This window comes from Microcystis sp. M049S2 (assembly GCF_020245625.1).
GTDB classification, from domain to species: Bacteria; Cyanobacteriota; Cyanobacteriia; order Cyanobacteriales; family Microcystaceae; genus Microcystis; species Microcystis ichthyoblabe_A.
Genome location: NZ_JADBUN010000214.1, coordinates 18,038 through 34,311, shown reverse-complemented (window position 1 = coordinate 34,311; position 16,274 = coordinate 18,038). Strand labels below are relative to the sequence as shown.

At 41.6% G+C, this 16,274-nt stretch carries 14 protein-coding genes; 7 read left to right on the top strand and 7 right to left on the bottom strand.

What is annotated here, in order from left to right; genetic code table 11:
- The first annotated feature begins 258 nt into the window (after positions 1 to 258).
- From IM496_RS17695 to IM496_RS17680, 4 genes are all read left to right on the top strand, one after another.
- Positions 259 to 609: a slr1601 family putative cell division protein gene (locus tag IM496_RS17695; protein WP_194014533.1), complete on the top strand. Its 351-nt coding sequence runs from the start codon at positions 259 to 261 to the stop codon at positions 607 to 609.
- A 51-nt stretch (positions 610 to 660) separates the two neighbouring features.
- On the top strand, positions 661 to 1,965 hold the full coding sequence (locus tag IM496_RS17690; RefSeq protein WP_287662757.1) for a glycoside hydrolase family 15 protein: 1,305 nt from the start codon (positions 661 to 663) through the stop codon (positions 1,963 to 1,965).
- 197 nt (positions 1,966 to 2,162) lie between these two features.
- Positions 2,163 to 3,902: a hypothetical protein gene (locus tag IM496_RS17685; protein ID WP_287662756.1), complete on the top strand. Its 1,740-nt coding sequence runs from the start codon at positions 2,163 to 2,165 to the stop codon at positions 3,900 to 3,902.
- Positions 3,903 to 4,251: 349 nt separating this feature from the next.
- The gene (locus IM496_RS17680; RefSeq protein WP_287662755.1) at positions 4,252 to 5,379 is read left to right on the top strand and encodes a THUMP domain-containing class I SAM-dependent RNA methyltransferase; all 1,128 of its coding nucleotides are present in this window, start codon (positions 4,252 to 4,254) and stop codon (positions 5,377 to 5,379) included.
- Here the strand turns inward: IM496_RS17680 and mdh are convergent, their stop codons facing one another.
- Together mdh and IM496_RS17670 are read right to left on the bottom strand one after the other, a co-directional pair.
- A complete protein-coding gene (gene mdh, locus IM496_RS17675; protein ID WP_287662754.1) occupies positions 5,380 to 6,357 on the bottom strand; it encodes a malate dehydrogenase in 978 nt (325 codons plus the stop codon). It lies immediately after the preceding gene.
- A gap of 26 nt (positions 6,358 to 6,383) precedes the next feature.
- A complete protein-coding gene (locus IM496_RS17670; RefSeq protein WP_110579781.1) occupies positions 6,384 to 6,599 on the bottom strand; it encodes an NAD(P)H-quinone oxidoreductase subunit O in 216 nt (71 codons plus the stop codon).
- 281 nt (positions 6,600 to 6,880) lie between these two features.
- Here IM496_RS17670 and IM496_RS17665 point away from each other — a divergent pair, with 281 nt between their 5' ends.
- The 3 genes from IM496_RS17665 (at position 6,881) to IM496_RS17655 (ending at position 10,465) form a co-directional block, all read left to right on the top strand.
- Positions 6,881 to 9,646, top strand: a complete 2,766-nt coding sequence (locus IM496_RS17665; RefSeq protein ID WP_287662753.1) for a pentapeptide repeat-containing protein — start codon at positions 6,881 to 6,883, stop codon at positions 9,644 to 9,646.
- 248 nt (positions 9,647 to 9,894) lie between these two features.
- On the top strand, positions 9,895 to 10,191 hold the full coding sequence (locus IM496_RS17660; RefSeq protein ID WP_287662752.1) for a BrnT family toxin: 297 nt from the start codon (positions 9,895 to 9,897) through the stop codon (positions 10,189 to 10,191).
- On the top strand, positions 10,181 to 10,465 hold the full coding sequence (locus IM496_RS17655) for a hypothetical protein (RefSeq protein WP_043997352.1): 285 nt from the start codon (positions 10,181 to 10,183) through the stop codon (positions 10,463 to 10,465). The genes IM496_RS17660 and IM496_RS17655 overlap by 11 nt, the downstream gene beginning before the upstream one ends.
- Before the next feature lie 100 nt (positions 10,466 to 10,565).
- On the opposite strand, the gene uvrC is transcribed toward IM496_RS17655, so the two are convergent.
- The 5 genes from uvrC to rfbD form a co-directional block, all read right to left on the bottom strand.
- Entirely contained in the window at positions 10,566 to 12,443 is a 1,878-nt protein-coding gene (gene uvrC / locus IM496_RS17650; protein WP_287662751.1) for an excinuclease ABC subunit UvrC, read from the bottom strand.
- Positions 12,444 to 12,722: 279 nt separating this feature from the next.
- Positions 12,723 to 12,983, bottom strand: coding sequence for a hypothetical protein (locus IM496_RS17645; RefSeq protein ID WP_002734814.1), 261 nt, complete (start codon positions 12,981 to 12,983; stop codon positions 12,723 to 12,725).
- A gap of 79 nt (positions 12,984 to 13,062) precedes the next feature.
- Positions 13,063 to 14,148 (bottom strand): 3-isopropylmalate dehydrogenase, encoded by a 1,086-nt coding sequence (gene leuB, locus IM496_RS17640; RefSeq protein WP_287662750.1) that lies wholly within the window; start codon positions 14,146 to 14,148, stop codon positions 13,063 to 13,065.
- 172 nt (positions 14,149 to 14,320) lie between these two features.
- Positions 14,321 to 15,394, bottom strand: a complete 1,074-nt coding sequence (locus tag IM496_RS17635; RefSeq protein WP_287662749.1) for a glucose-1-phosphate thymidylyltransferase — start codon at positions 15,392 to 15,394, stop codon at positions 14,321 to 14,323.
- Positions 15,395 to 15,398: 4 nt separating this feature from the next.
- Positions 15,399 to 16,274 (bottom strand): dTDP-4-dehydrorhamnose reductase, encoded by an 876-nt coding sequence (rfbD, locus tag IM496_RS17630; protein WP_287662748.1) that lies wholly within the window; start codon positions 16,272 to 16,274, stop codon positions 15,399 to 15,401.

Sequence of the window (16,274 nt, the reverse complement as noted above, 5' to 3'; positions counted from 1 at the left end):
GGTCTGCTGAAAAAGTTTTTCGGTGGGGGCAGGGTGTGGGGTGTGGGGTGTGGGGTGTGGGGTTTTACCGGTTTTGAGGTGGCCAATTACCTAATTTTTAGGGAAAAAGTCCCGGAATTTTCCCCCTGATCACTCCCATATCTGGTACTTTTTGATTGACAAAAAGTCTAAAAGTTTTACCCAACAAGGTTTTTAGATTTATTCAGCAAACCCTAATTAGCCACCTTTCTCACCGATTTTACTTGTACTCATAAATCTATGACCGCACGAACACGAAACCAAACCGACAAAAAAACACCAAAAAAGCCAAAAAGCGGCAATAAATCCCAAAAATGGCAAGTTATCGAGATTTGGCTGCGAATTATTGCCTATAGCGCCATTTCCATCACGGCGGTTTTTGCGATCGCTCGTTTGTTACCCTACCAACAGATGCAACAGGCAAAACTGGAAGAAGTGCGTTTGGCAGCCCAAGAAAAGGAGGAACGCGTCAATCAATTGCGCGGTCAATTTACTCGCAGCTTTGATCCTAGTCAAGCGCGGCAAGTCATGGGGGAACAAAGTCCCCGACGGGATCCCAATCAAAGACGCATTTTTTGGGTTTCTCAGTAGAATTTATCGGAATAAATTCGTTTTTGAGCAGATTATTGGGGTATTTTGCCGATGCTAGTTGTTCACAACGAAAAAATTCTCGATTTCATTAAATACCGCTACTCTCTGGGGGATCTTCAGAGATTATCCGCGTTTTTGTCGGAAAATGATGTCTTGAGATTTCCCCATCTGGAAAATGGCTTATTTCCAGCAGCATTAGTCAGTAATGAGACAGAATACACCGGATATACCAATGTTTGGCTGAGGGATAACGTTTATCTGGCTTATTCTCACTATATTATCGGACAGACAGCGATCGCTGTCAAGAATATTCAGACTTTGATGAACTATTTTCAAAAGTTCCAAAGGCGTTTTATTAATATTATCCAAGGTCGGGTTAATCCTGAAAAGATCATGGAACGTCCTCATATTCGTTTTGAGGGACGTACACTGACGGAAATTGACCAAGTTTGGCAACACGCACAAAATGATGCCCTTGGCTATTTTCTCTGGTTTTATTGTCGTTTGGCACGGGAAAAATATATTCAGCTTTCCCCCCATTGTTTAGAAACAATTGCCCTATTCCCCTTATATTTTCAAGCGATTAGTTATTGGCAGGATGAGGATAGCGGTCACTGGGAAGAAACCCGCAAAATAGAAGCATCTAGCATCGGGGTTGTGGTAGCGGGATTACGCGAATTAAAAAGGTTATTAATCGAGACAGAGATAAATCTCACAGCCGAAAATCGCAGGATTACACCAGCATTTTTAGCGGACTTAATTGAGATAGGAGAACAAGCTTTATACCGTATTTTACCAGCCGAGTGTCTTCTACCAGTAGCGCAGGCAAGAAGTTATGATGCAGCCCTACTTTTTTTGATTTATCCCTTACAAGTGGTGGAGACAAATATCGCCGATCAAATTCTTAATAATGTTATCGTTCACCTTCAGGGAGATTACGGTATTCGTCGCTATTTAGGTGATTCTTTTTGGTGTCGAGACTATCGCTTAATTCCCCCAGAAATCCGCACCACGGTATCGACAGAAAGGGAAAATTGGTTACAGGAACAAGGGAGAGGATTAAACCTAGGCGAAGAAGCACAATGGTGTATTTTTGATCCGATTATTTCTGCCATTTTTGCCCTTAAATTCCAGAGTACAGGTCAGGAAAAATACCTCAAGCTACAAACCCATTACTTTAATCGTTCTCTCGGACAAGTTACGCGAAAAGATTCCCCCGTGGGTGAGTTTAAATGTCCCGAATTATACTATCTAGAACAGGGAAAATATATTCCTAATGATGCCACTCCTCTCCTTTGGACACAGGCTAATTTACAAATCGCCTTGGAACTAATTAAGAAAAGTTTAAGCCAATAGTGTAATTCTAAATAGCTGGTTATAATTCAATTAAAAATGGATTTTAGGTTTGATCCCCCCTGCCCCCCTTGATAAGGGGGGTGCCGATAGGCGGGGGGATCTACCCTTGATAAGGTGGGTGTCTGATAATTTTTAACGCCTACCTACTTATTTGACCAGATAAAATTACAACTATATATAAATTCGGGAGTTAAAAAATGCCTAATAACAACAATCAACCCGATATCAATAAAGCGATCGATGTGTGTATGGAGGAGTATAAAACCCTGCGAACGGAAATTTTACAAACCGTGCAAAATCGCACTAATGTTATTGTCTTCGGAGGCGCTCTAGTTTTGACTTTACTGGGAATTGGGATCAGTCCCATCGCTAATCTTCCCATCATGAAAGAGACAACGACTGTTACTAGAATACCCACAGATACAACTACAATAGAAAAGAGAACAGGAAATACAATAAAACAGACAATATCTCATCCAAAAGCGGATAGTAACCACACCAATCAAGAAAAAAATTCAGGGTTAGTTATTAAAGAAAAAGACACAGAAACAGAAACAATATCTCGACAAAGCTTTTATGATATTCCAATTGAACGACGAATACCTTCAGCTATTATTCTAGGAATAATAGTTCCCGCTTCTTGTATATTAATCATCCTTCTTGTTCATGGAAATACTTATCTGATTGTTAGAATTGGTAGATATATTGCCACTAATATTGAGCCTAAAATTAATGATTTATACTTTAATAATTTACCTAGTGGTCAAAAGCCTATTATTTGGGAAAGCTATATGCAGACTTTAAAAACTGAAGCAGAAGAAAATACTTGGGTTATGGTTGTTTTTGGTGGTATTGCATTAGTCGCAAATATAGGTGGTATTTTTTCCATATTCAACATAGCAGAATTAAAAATAGCATTGGCTACAATGTTTAACAACGGATCATTATTTGTATTATTAATAATATTAGGGATAGTTTTTTTAGCAATAATTATATTTATCGTGGTGGGATTGAAAACGGGAAACAAAATTATCCAGTTAAGAGACGGTGAAGGAAGTTTAAAAAAAATCTGGTACAAAGGAATTAACCCACAAAATAAAGAGGTGAAAAGTACACGAATATTTTGGAAGTCTAACCATAGAGTATGGGAAACGTATCAAATAGTAAAATCAATGATTGATGAAGGAGAAGATAAACAAGGCCTTTTAGATAAGCTTATCAATAATTTTAAAAATCTTCTTGATAAAGTTAAAAACTACTTCAAAGGACAAGCACCAGAAGCAGATACAAATGATTTATTTAAAAATCTTCTTAAGGAAATTAAAAATTACAGTGGAAATCTAGAATATAATCCACCTTTCCCTTTTAAATTAAACAATGGTAAACCAAAAGATATTAACAATATCCTAGAATTACTCCAATTATGTATAGATTATCCAAAGAAATTTAAAGAACACATGGACAGACGAGATTTTGAGCGTTGGCTGCATGATATAAAGGGAGGAGAAACCGAACTAGCAAATATAGCTCAGGCAACTCCCGAGAAAAACTTCTCCAACGATAATGAGCGCCTACATTATTTTCTCAGAGAATGCTATTTAAATAAACTTATCAATGATTTAAAAAATCTTCTTAAGGAAATTAAAAATTACAGTAGAACTCCGAAATATAATCCAACTTTCTATTTTAATTTAGACAAGGGTAGAGGAAAAGACGTTAACAATATCCCAGAATTACTCGAATTATGTATAGATAATCCCAATAAATTTAAAGAACACATGGACAAAGGAGATTTTGAGCGTTGGCTGGATAATATAGAGATAGGAGAAACAGAACTAGCAAATATAGCTCAGGCAACTCGCGAGAAGAATGATAATGAGCGCCTACATTATTTTCTCAGAGAATGCTGTCTAGTCTTGATTGGGAGAAACCCTTAATATTTCCTAACAAAAACTTGATTTGATCGCCGACTACCTACAAGATAAAGAAAGAGCGTATGAGATAGGGAATTTACAAGAGGGTAAAAATTAAAATCTTTGGCTCTCTTATTCCCCGTATGATGAGTTTAACTTAATATAGGATCGATCGATCTTTGTGTCCTTTGTGTCTTTGTGGTTCGCTCCACTCCCCCGCCAGCCCAACTGTATCTTAGAATATATTTTACCCACCAAACTCAAGAGAGCCAATCTTTCTGATTTCAAGCTACCAACGACCGGCGCTAGTCACTGAAACCTGAAAACTGAAACCTGAAAACTGAAAACTGAAAACTGATAACTGATAACTGAAATGACTCGATCCTATTTTGCTACCACCGCGAGGGGACTAGAAGAAATTGCCGCTAGGGAATTAGAATTCCTAGGGGCCAAAGAAGTTAAACCAGTATTCACCGGAGTCCATTTTCAGGGGGATATCTCCCTACTCTATCGAGTCAATCTTTGGTCAAGAATTATTTTTCGGGTTTTGGTTCCCATTGCCGAAATTCCCTGTGGGGATGGGAAGGAACTTTATGATGGCATTCAAGCCATTGATTGGCGCGATTATCTCACCAGTGAGGAAACTTTAGCGGTACAATGTACGGGAACGAACGATCGCCTCAATCACACCCATTACACCGCCTTAAGCATCAAAAACGCTATTATCGACCAACAGCGTCAACAGGGGAATCCCCGTTCTTTTGTGGATACAGAAAATCCCGACCTGCAAATTAACGCTCATATCGAGAAAAATCGCTGTGTGCTTAGTTTAGATAGTTCTGGTCACAGTTTGCATCGTCGCGGGTATCATCGGGCCATGGGAGTCGCACCTCTGAAAGAAAGTCTCGCCGCTGCTTTGGTAGAATTATCGGCATGGCAGGATGATATGGCGCTTTTAGACCCTTTTTGTGGTTCGGGAACCATTGTCATCGAAGCGACGTTAAAAGCTTTAAATATTGCCCCCGGTTTATCTCGTTCCCAGTTCGGATTTCAGAAATGGCCAGACTATCAACCGGATTTATGGCAATCTTTGGTTAAGGAAGCTAAAGAAAAACAAAAATCTCAGCTAAATGCGCCAATTTATGCTAGTGATGCCGATTATGAGGTTCTACATCAGGCCGAGGATAACGCCTATTTTTGTCAAGTGCAGAACCATATTAATTTTAGCTTGCAAAGCATCACCGACTTAGAACCGGCGAGCGATCGAGGGATTATTCTCTGTAATCCCCCTTACGGCAAAAGATTGGGCAATACCGAAGAATTAGGGACCCTATATAAATCCTTCGGTGATGTCTTAAAACAGAGGTTTAAGGGTTGGACAGCCTATATTTTATCGGGAAACAAAGAACTGACTAAACAAATCGGCCTGCGTTCTTCCCGTCGCACTCCCTTGTATAACGGTTCTCTGCCCTGTACCCTCTTAAAATATGAGTTGTATTAACTACATCAAAACCTTGAGACTGTCAAGAGCTAAATGAACATTTTGACGAACTGAGGCAGCAGAAGTGTGTAAATCCAGACGTTCAGCATCGGTTAAACGCACTTCCAGAATACTTTCCACACCCCGGCATCCTAAGCGACAGGGAACCCCCAGATAAACATCCTGTAAACCGTATTCACCCTTGAGATAGGCTGCCGCCGGCAGTAAACGGGATTGATTTCTCAATATCGTCTCGACCATGGTACAGGCAGAGGAAGCAGGGGCGTAATAAGCGCCGCCAGTTTGCAGTAATTTGACGATTTCAGCCCCACCGTTGCGAGTTCTCTCCACTAGACGATTAATCGTCATCTCGTCCATTAATTCGGTAATCGGCACACCACTGACGGTACAGTAACGGGGTAGGGGCAACATTAAATCACCGTGACCACCCAAAACCATAGCATGAACGTCGGCGGTACTAACCCCCAATTCCATGGCGATAAAGGTTTGTAAACGGGAAGAATCGAGGACTCCTGCCATTCCCATCACTCTTTGGGGGGGTAAACCGGTTGCTTGCCAGACTAGATAGGTCATCACATCCAGGGGATTAGTGATGACGATAAAAATGGCTTCCGGAGAATAATTGAGGCATTTAGTGGCGGCCTCGACGACAATTTTAGCATTGACATTCATGAGATCATCGCGACTCATGCCCGGTTTTCTGGCTAATCCAGCCGTAATCACGACAATATCCGAACCTACGGTGTCTTCGTAGTTATTAGTGCCGATAATCTCGCTGTCGTGCAGTTCTATGCCCTGGGCTTCCATCAAATCTAGAGCAATACCCTGGGGCAAACCATTGACGATATCGAGGAGAACCACATCAGCGAGGTTTTTTTCGGCGATGCGTTGGGCCAGGGTGCGTCCGACGTTACCAGCACCAATAACCGAGACTCGGGGCGATTGACAGGGGATGAGTGTATCGTAGAAGTCAACCATGATTTATGGATGAGGCAATATCCTCATCAGGCGGGTTCCAGTTGTTCGAGCTTTAGCCACACACTGGGGGTGGGAACATAGAATTTAATCAAAGCATAATCATCTTTTATATCCAAGACTTCTGCTGTCGAGTCGAACATATAACTGGGTAAACGGCGATCGCTGGCTAGGGCTTCGAGGCTATTTTCTAGGTTTCCCGTCACCACGCGGACTAAAGCTCCTTTCTTAATTGTAGCTGCCATGTTTTTCTCGTTAAATTTGTTGGGGGTTTCTTCCATAAATTGTTACATATTCGGGCGGGACTCTGACAAGAGCTTTTTTCAGTCATCGGTGAACTGATAAGCTAAGACGCATTTAAACCGCTTATTCTTAGATTAGCCGAACCTCCCCCAATCGCTTTACTGTTGCCTTTTGCCTCTTGCCTTTTGCCTCGTCTCAACAAGCAATTTAAATTACGAACAGCTTAATTAGAACTACTTACTTATATAATAGACTACATAAGCTTTATTGATCGCTTTGTCCTATGTCCGAATCAGCTGCTGGAATTCCTGTTTCCAAACCCCAAAATATCTGGAAACGACAAGTTAAAGTCAATCTGAGAAGTCTCTTTAGTACCCTGGGAAAAGCCGCTCTTAACGGGGCATTTTTGCAGTGGGATGATCTGGCCGAAAATGGAGTAGAAGTTTTAGATGATCTTGGTTTAAGTCGGACTCCGGGGGAATTAGCGGGTTTATTAATAAGTCAATCGCTAATGAAAGCGATGAAAGGATTACTTAAAAGTAATGCTGATTTACTGCCCCAAGAAGTTGAAAAGCTGCCTTTAAAAGAACTTTACCGTCAGATTACCGACTTTTTAGAAGAGCCGGAATTAATTCTCGATCAAGATTTTTTTGAGCATCCCGAAAGATTACCTATAGTCGCACCAATCCAAGCAGCTTTTTTACGGTGGTTAACAACAAATAATTTAATCACTAATTCCCAGGAAGCACAGAGCCTAAGTAACCGTTTACCAGCTTATTTTGTCTTAGCATTGCAGGAGCAATGGAAAGATAAACGAGATGAATACAGTCTGCTTTTAGATGAAATCGACACTCCTTTTAACAATGCTTGGAAACGAGAAAGAGGCTGGTTACATTATCGAGCTTGGTTGCAAAAACAGATCGATGAACCTATTTTTTGGGAAACCTTTAGTTTAAAGCAAATTTATGTACCTCTACGGGGATTTTATGAAGAAGAAGAAATAAAAGCCACCCCAGACACAGATTACCATCGAGAGCCATCATGTAAACGCATTGTTATCAAGCTCCAAGAGCAGTTAGAAACATGGTTAGAAGCGGCAAAATCCGATGATGCTATCCGTTTATTGACCGGTGGGCCAGGTAGTGGAAAATCGTCCTTTTGTAAGGTATTTGCTGCCCAACAAGCTCGCTTAGAAAAACAAGTTTTATATATTCCCTTGCATCGCTTGAGTTTCTCCACCGATTTAGTAACAGCAGTTAAAACTTTTGTTCAACATGACGGTTTTTTACCAGAAAATCCCCTAGAACCGAGCGATCAAGATTTACAATTACTAATTATCTTTGATGGCTTAGATGAGCTATCTATGCAGGGAAAAATCGCCCAAGAAGTCGCCCAAAATTTTATTAATGAAGTACGAGAACAGGTCAAAAGTTTTAATCAAAATAAAACCCGTTTACAAGTGTTGATTAGTGGGCGTGATGTGGTGGTACAATCCAATAAAAATAATTTTAAAAAACCTCAGCAAATTATCACTATTTTACCCTATTGGGTTGGTAACAGCGATAATTTTAGCGATGTCGATAACTTATTAAAAGTCGATCAACGTCATCAATGGTGGCAACAGTATGGGCAAGCTAAAGGTAAAAACTATGCACAATTACCGCCGGAATTATCGGGGGAAAATTTACAAGAAATTACCGCTCAACCGCTATTAAATTATCTTATTGCTCTCACTTTTGAACGAGGCGAGGTTCAATTTTCCCAAGAAACTAATCTCAATAATATTTATGAAAATTTGCTCAAGGCAGTCTATGAGCGAGGTTATGAAAAAAATAGTCCAGGCCACCGGGCTATAGAAGGGATTACAGAAAAAGATTTTGTGCTAATTTTAATGGAAATTGCCCTTTCCTGTTGGCATGGTAATGGTAGAACCACCACCGTTATAGAGATTAAAGAACATTGTGAAAATAATGGCTTAAAAAATCTCCTAAAAAATTTCCAAGATAGTTTTCAAAGCGATTCCCAAGGGAGTATCACCCGTCTTTTAACAGCCTTTTATTTTCGAGAAAGTGGCGATTTACGAGGCAGCGAAAAAACTTTTGAATTTACCCATAAAAGTTTTGGTGAATATTTAACTGCCCGCAGAATTGTTGACCGAGTTAAGCAAATTCATAAGAAATTACAAGACAGTGAAAATGATTATGACAATGACTACGATCCCAGACAAGCTTTAATCGCCTGGGCGACTTTATGCGGATCGACGGCAATAGATGAATATCTTTTTAGTTTTATTGTCAATCAAATACAATTACAGTCCCCAGATGAAGTGAAACAGTGGCAGAAAACTCTGGGTGATTTAATTAAATATCTTTTGGTCAAAGGAATGCCGATGGAGGGTTTAAAAAACCGCCCCAATTTTCAGGAGGAAATGCGACAGGCACGCAATGCCGAGGAAGCTTTATTAGCGGTATTTAATGCCTGTGGGCGAGTCACCAAAGAAATTTTTCCCATTCAATGGCCTTCTCCTGAAGCTTTCGGCAATTGGTTAGCCCGTCTTCAGGGACAAAGAATAGATTATAAGCCTATGTTGGTGTTAGATTGTCTCAGTTTTCTTGATTTACAAAACTGTCTGTTGATATGTCGAGATCTTTACAGAGCAAATCTTCAAAGGGCAAATCTTGCAGGGGCAATTCTTGCAGGGGCAATTCTTGCAGATGCAAATCTTGCAGGGGCAAATCTTGAAGGAGCAAATCTTGCAGATGCAAATCTTTACGGGGCAATTCTTGTAGGGGCAAATCTTGACGGGGCAAATCTTTACGGGGCAAATCTTGGACGGGCAAATTTTGCAGGGGCATTTCTTGAAAGGGCAAATCTTGCAGCGGCAATTCTTTACAGGGCAATTCTTTACAGGGCAAATCTTGAAGGGGCTAATCTTGAAGGGGCTAATCTTGAAAGGGCAAATCTTGAAAGGGCAAATCTTGAAGGGGCTAATTTTAAAGATGCTAACGTCAAAGGGACGATTCTCGATACGGAAGTTAAAACCGAGTGACTCTTCTAGGTTCTGTGTGATAAGTTTAACTTACAATATGATCGCTCAGTCTTTGTGTCCTTTGTGTCTTTGTGGTTCGTTCCACCCCCTCGCTAGGAAGAATGTATCTTAGAATACATTTTACCCACCAAACCCAAGAGAGCCGATTATCTGGTGAGTGGGGATAAATCGGATTTGCTAAAACTAGCCTCGTAGGTTGAGTTAATAAAGTATTGACAATGTAAATACATCCTGCCTACACTACAAGTATGGATGTCTATTTTGTCCTCAGTGGCATTACTTTTGTTTGGAATGACGAGAAATCTAGGATTAACCCGATCAACCATGACGGTATTACGTTTCAGCAAGCAGCAGAAGTCTTCTTCGATCCACTGCTGGTTATTGTTGATGCAAGTCGCAATGATGAGGCACGAGATGCGATCATTGGGTTAGATAGACGGTGGAATCTCCTGTACGTCGTTTATATTGAGCGTGAAAACGACATCATTCGGATCATTTCGGCTCGCAAAGCCACACGCAAGGAACGTGAGTATTATGAAAGTTGAGGCATTAAAAAAACGACTGGAGAGAAATCGCCCTATGACTACAATCACGATTCGTATTCCCGAAGATGTGATTGAAGATTTAAAGCGGGTTGCACCTTTGCTTGGTTTCTCAGGTTATCAACCTTTGATGCGTGCTTACATTGGACAAGGGCTGCGTGCGGATTTGGAGCGTCTAGAGGGAGATACAATTTCTGCTCTCGTTGCTAGTTTGAAGCGTCATGGTGTGAGTGATGAAGTGCTGCAAGAAGCGTTGAGTGAAATTACTCCGCGTTAGTCTAGGTTTTTAGTTGTAGTGCGATCGCTTGTAGAACGTAGAGTTTTATTGAAGATATTCTCATCATAACCCCCCTTAGATATTCTTCAACAGCTTATCCCTACCTAGGATGAAAATAATTATAAATTTCCTTAGCTAATTGTTCCCCAATTCCTGTCACCTGTTGCAATTGTTCTAGGGAAGCTTCGCGAATATAATCCAGAGAATGAAAATGAGCTAATAACTCTTTTTGTCGCTTAAAACCTAAACCCGGTATCTCATCCAAACGGGAACGGCGACTTTTTTGCATCCTTTGTTGTCGGTGAAAGCTAACAGCAAAGCGGTGCGCTTCATCCCTGACTCGACGCAATAATTGCACTCCGGGTTGTTCCTTATCCGTCTCTAAAGGAGAGGATTCCCCTGGTAAAAAAATCTCCTCTCTCTGTTTAGCTAAACTAACAACTTTTACCTGTTCTAATAAATTCATCTCCCCTAAAACTGCCACCACGGCCGATAATTGTCCTTTTCCCCCATCAATCATAACCAAATCGGGAAAATCATCACTTTCGGCAATATTATCGGTATTTTCGGCATAAAGACGGAAACGCCGGCGAATTACTTCTGCTAAACTGGCAAAATCATCGGAATGGCCGATTTTAACCTCGGGATTTTTGATTTTATAGTGACGATAATGTTGATTAGCGGCCACCCCATCGATAAACACCACTCCCGACGCGACTGCATTAGAACCCTGAATATGAGAAATATCATAACCCTCGATGCGGTGGGGTAGTGCCGGTAAATCGAGAATTACCGCTAAATCCTGCAAAGACTGTAAATCTCGGTCGGCGCTTCTTTTCGTCTTTTCTAACTCATAAAGAGCGTTTTTCTCGACCATGGCTAATAAATCCGCTTTACTTTGCCGTTGGGGAACAGTTAACTCGACTTTGCGACCTTTTTTTTCCCTTAACCACCCCGCTAACACCTCACCTTCCGGTAATTCGCAGGGTAACAGGATTTCGCTGGGAATTTCCACCCCTTCCACCGATAAATAATGTTCTTCTAGGACTTTTTGGAGGATTTCTCCCTCGTTTGCTGACTGACTATCGGCAAAAAATCCCAAACGTCCCACCAAACGACCGGAACGCACTTGAAATAATTGTATGCAACAATGCTGCTCGTCCTTAGCTAAAGCGATCGCGTCCCGGGATACGGTATCATCGGGTAAAGAGACTTTTTGATCGGTATTAAGGGCCTGTAATCCGCGAATTTGATCCCTAATCGTGGCCGCTTTTTCAAAATCTAGGTTTTCCGACGCTTCTAGCATCTTTGCTGCTAATTTCTCTAATAATTCCCCCGTCCTTCCCTGAAAAATCATCGCCACTTTCTGCAAGGTTTCTCGATAATCTTGGGGACTGATTAATTTTTGACAAACCCCCGGACAACGACCGATATCATAATTTAAACAGGGACGGTCTTTAAAAAGAGGTTGGGGACGTTGACGCAGGGGAAAAGTGCGTTTAATTAGGTGTAAAGTGTGGCGCAGCAGCCTAGTATCGACGTAGGGACCATAATAACGGTCTTTTTGGTTATTTATGCTACGTTTGCGGGTGATAAAAATGCGCGGGTAGGTTTCCGACCAAGTAATACAAATGTATGGATATTTTTTATCGTCCTTGAGGAGAGTATTAAAATGGGGCTGATGTTGTTTAATTAGATTAGCTTCCAGGGCCAAAGATTCTGCTTCCGTGTCGGTGACGATAAATTCAATTTCTGTCACCTGTCGCACCATCAAAGCAATGCGGGGACTGAGGGGTTGACTGGGACGAAAATAGGAACGGACTCTAGACCGGAGTTTTTTGGATTTACCGATGTAGAGAATTTCGCCATTTTGGTCGCGCAGGAAGTACACTCCCGGTTCGAGGGGAATTTCCCGAAGACGATTTTCTAGGCGATCGAGGTCTTGGATTAGGGTAGAGTTAAGATTATTCCCGAACATCTTTTTATATTAGGGTTTGCGGCAAAAAGTTTGTCTTGGGTGTGGGGTGTGGGGTGTAGGGTGTGGGGTGTAGGGTTTTACCGATTTTCAGGGAAAAAGTCCAGGAATTTTCCCCCCCATTACTCCAATGGCCGGTACTTTTGGATTGCAAAAAGGTCTAAAAGTCTTATCGAACAATGTTTTTAGATTTATTCAGCAAACCCTATATTAGACAAAAAATTACGTCAGTGGGTATTAGCTGACGTTTGGCAAGATATTCGGGGCAAATCTTCACAAAAATTAATAGGCTTCTGATTCGATTTGCTTAATCGGGACGAAACACTCCCCGGGGAGTAGAATCGGTTTATTGTTAAAAATCAATTGGCCGCGATGATTGTCGCGGTTAATAGCGACACCGAAAGGACGTTTACTAACTCTGCTATTGAGGGTGCAGTAGATGCGATAAATGCGTCTGGCTGCCCGTAAGACAGTAGGATCTAACAAAATTGGGATTTCCATATCGACACGTTGTTGTTCTGTTTTCTCGGATAGGGCCACCATATCACTCGTCTCCCCACGATTAAATTGAGATATTTATTAAATCAATGGTATATGACGATTTCTGAATTTGTCACTTTTGTTATGATTCTAAAACTTTCAGGATGGCCTGGCCCATAGCTTGGCATCCCACTAAGGTCATACCTTCTGAGAAAATATCTCCGGTACGATAACCGAGGTCTAAGACTTTTTCCACGGCTTTTTCCAGTGCTGCTGCCGCTAAGGGCTGATTTAGCCCATATTTTAACATCATAGCAGCGCTGAGAATTTGGGCGATCGGATTGGCTTTATCTTGGCCGGCGATATCCGGGGCCGAACCGTGGACGGGTTCAAAAACTCCCACCCCAGCAGTCCCTAAACTAGCGGAGGGTAACATTCCGATACTACCGGTTAACATGGCCGCTTCATCGGAGAGAATATCACCGAATAAATTGCCCGTGACGATAGTATCAAATTGTTTGGGGGCCCGGACTAACTGCATAGCTGCGTTATCGACGTAGAGATGGGAAAGTTCCACATCGGGATAATTAGCGGCGATTTTCGTCATCCGGTCGCGCCAGAGTTGGGAAACATCAAGAACATTAGCTTTATCGACGGAACAGAGTTTCTTGCCGCGTTTTTGGGCAATTTCAAAGGCCACCTTAGCGATGCGGTCCACCTCCGATTCCAAGTAAACCATGGTATTTACACCGCATTTTTCTCCCGTTTCCGTCTCAAAAATCCCCTTCGGTTGACCGAAGTAAACACCCCCGGTCAATTCCCGGACGACCATGATATCCACTCCCTCGATAATCTCCCGTTTGAGACTAGAAGCGTCGATTAATTGCGGAAAAATGGTGGCAGGACGCAAATTAGCAAAAAGACCTAAGCCAGATCTTAAGCCTAATAATCCCGTTTCTGGCCTTTGCTGCCGGGGCAAATTATCCCATTTATAACCCCCGATAGCGGCCAGGAGAACAGCATCACTATTTTTACAGGCGCTCAGGGTTGCTTCGGGGAGGGGACTGCCGGTTTCATCAATGGCTGCCCCTCCAATTAAAGCGGTTTGGAAGTCAAACTGGAGGTCAAATTTTTTAGCGATGACTTTCAGTATCTCTACGGTGACAGCGAGGATTTCCGGCCCGATGCCATCGCCGGGTAGTAGGGTAATGCGATACTGTTGCGTCATAGTTCTAGAACGGTAAAATAGGTCAGACTCTTGATTATAACATAGTTAGGTGGGCTTCTTTCTCCTAAAAATGTCAATCTTTGCCAGAAAAACCAGGGAACCGCTGCGGAATTAGCTAAGGAAATTCTCGATCCTCTGGTATTAATTATAAGGGGCAGTTAATCCCCGATAACTAGACTAATTCCACATGGGAATCATCCCCAATCATAAAGCGTAAAGCCTTGGGACGTTGGGGAGCAATTTCTAATTTTGCCCGTCGTCCGATAACACTATCAACTATGCGCTGATGAATGCCAATAATCGTGGCATCTTTGAGAATTACACTGTGTTCTATGTCGGCATCAATTAATTTTACTCCATTAGCCACACTACTATAGGGACCGATAAAACAATTCTCAATGTGACAATTTTCTCCAATAATGACAGGGCCGCGAATGGTACTATTAATGATTTTACTACCCTGACCAATTTGTACCCGTCCGATCACCTGACTATTAGGATCAATTTCTCCTAGTAAAGCGATTTCTAGAGAGGTATCGAGGATAATCCGATTTGCTTCTAATAAATCATCTTTTTTACCCGTATCTAACCACCAACCCAGTAGTTTATTCGCTTCTACTGCTTTATTTTGATTGATTAATTCTTGGATAGCGTCGGTAATTTCTAACTCACCCCGGCCCGAAGGTTGAATAGATGCGATCGCTTGATGAATGGTGGGGGCAAAAAAATAAATCCCCACCAAAGCTAAATTTGAGGGGGGGTCTTTGGGTTTTTCGACTAAGTATAAAACTTTGCCGGTTTCATCTACTTTTGCCACCCCAAAAGCACTAGGATTAGACACTTTTCGCAAGAGAATTAAAGCATCAAGGGACTGTTTTTGGAAAGAGTCTAAAAAGGGCGATAAATTATCCTCAATTAGGTTATCACCCAAGTACATAATAAAGGGGGAATCTCCTAGGAAAGATTGGGCAGTTTTAACCGCGTGAGCTAATCCAGCCGGTTGATCTTGGCGAATATAAGTTATCTTAGCCCCAAACTGTTCACCATTACCCGTGGTCTGACGAATTTCTTCCCCAGTTTCGGGACTGATAATAATGCCAATATCAGTAATTCCTGCGGCGACAATTGACTCGATTCCATACCATAAAATCGGTTTATTGGCCACGGGAACTAACTGTTTTGCCCCGGTATAGGTTAGGGGACGTAACCTCGTACCTTTGCCACCGGATAAAATTAGTGCTTTCATAGTTTTAAAGATTAAATAGTTGGTTGAGCATAGCTTTGAGAGAATCTCGCCAATAGGGAGGAATATAACCCAATTGTTGCGAGATTTTTTGACCGGAAAGAACCGAATAGGCTGGACGCACTGCTGGGGTAGGATATTCAGCCGTAGTAATGGGAATTACTCTCTGAATTTTTAAGGGAATACCGCTTATTTTTGCCTCCTCAAAAATCGCTTTAGTTAAATCAAACCAACTGGCAATACCGCTATTAGTAAAATTATAGATTCCTGTGGGATTATCGACATTAATTAAAAGCTGAGTAATTGCTGCGGCGATATCTTTGGCCCAAGTGGGACTTCCCACCTGATCAACAACTACTTTTAACTCCTCTCTTTCCTTGCCTAATCTCAGCATAGTTTTGACAAAATTACTTTTGCCATAACTGCCGTAAACCCAAGCAGTCCGTAGGATAATTGCCTGAGAATTAACAGTCTTAATCTCCTCTTCTCCCCTTAACTTTGATTGTCCATAAACCCCTAAAGGATTAGTCAAATCGGTTTCTAGATAGGGAGTATTTTTCCGACCATCAAACACATAATCGGTGGAAATATGGAGAAATTTAGCTTTAGTTTTCTCGGCAGCTTCCGCCATGATTTTTGGGGCTGTAGCATTGATAGAATAGGCTAAATCTGGCTCGGTTTCGGCTTTATCCACTGCCGTATAAGCGGAGGCATTAACCAGATAATCGGGGTGAATTTCCCTAATTAACTGGCCGATTTTTTCCGAGTTAGTTAAATCTAGTTCTTCTCGACCGATACTAATAACTTCACCTAACTGGGGTAAAGTTACCTGTAACTCTTGTCCTACCTGACCTTTAGCACCAATTAGTAAAACTTTTTTCAT

Bases quoted from the DNA above. Each gene is read 5' to 3' on its own strand.
- IM496_RS17695 (WP_194014533.1), top strand. From the start codon at position 259: ATGACCGCACGAACACGAAACCAAACCGACAAAAAAACACCAAAAAAG.
- IM496_RS17690 (WP_287662757.1), top strand. From the start codon at position 661: ATGCTAGTTGTTCACAACGAAAAAATTCTCGATTTCATTAAATACCGC.
- IM496_RS17685 (WP_287662756.1), top strand. From the start codon at position 2,163: ATGCCTAATAACAACAATCAACCCGATATCAATAAAGCGATCGATGTG.
- IM496_RS17680 (WP_287662755.1), top strand. From the start codon at position 4,252: ATGACTCGATCCTATTTTGCTACCACCGCGAGGGGACTAGAAGAAATT.
- mdh (WP_287662754.1), bottom strand. From the start codon at position 6,357: ATGGTTGACTTCTACGATACACTCATCCCCTGTCAATCGCCCCGAGTC.
- IM496_RS17670 (WP_110579781.1), bottom strand. From the start codon at position 6,599: ATGGCAGCTACAATTAAGAAAGGAGCTTTAGTCCGCGTGGTGACGGGA.
- IM496_RS17665 (WP_287662753.1), top strand. From the start codon at position 6,881: ATGTCCGAATCAGCTGCTGGAATTCCTGTTTCCAAACCCCAAAATATC.
- IM496_RS17660 (WP_287662752.1), top strand. From the start codon at position 9,895: ATGGATGTCTATTTTGTCCTCAGTGGCATTACTTTTGTTTGGAATGAC.
- IM496_RS17655 (WP_043997352.1), top strand. From the start codon at position 10,181: ATGAAAGTTGAGGCATTAAAAAAACGACTGGAGAGAAATCGCCCTATG.
- uvrC (WP_287662751.1), bottom strand. From the start codon at position 12,443: ATGTTCGGGAATAATCTTAACTCTACCCTAATCCAAGACCTCGATCGC.
- IM496_RS17645 (WP_002734814.1), bottom strand. From the start codon at position 12,983: ATGGTGGCCCTATCCGAGAAAACAGAACAACAACGTGTCGATATGGAA.
- leuB (WP_287662750.1), bottom strand. From the start codon at position 14,148: ATGACGCAACAGTATCGCATTACCCTACTACCCGGCGATGGCATCGGG.
- IM496_RS17635 (WP_287662749.1), bottom strand. From the start codon at position 15,394: ATGAAAGCACTAATTTTATCCGGTGGCAAAGGTACGAGGTTACGTCCC.
- rfbD (WP_287662748.1), bottom strand. From the start codon at position 16,274: ATGAAAAAAGTTTTACTAATTGGTGCTAAAGGTCAGGTAGGACAAGAG.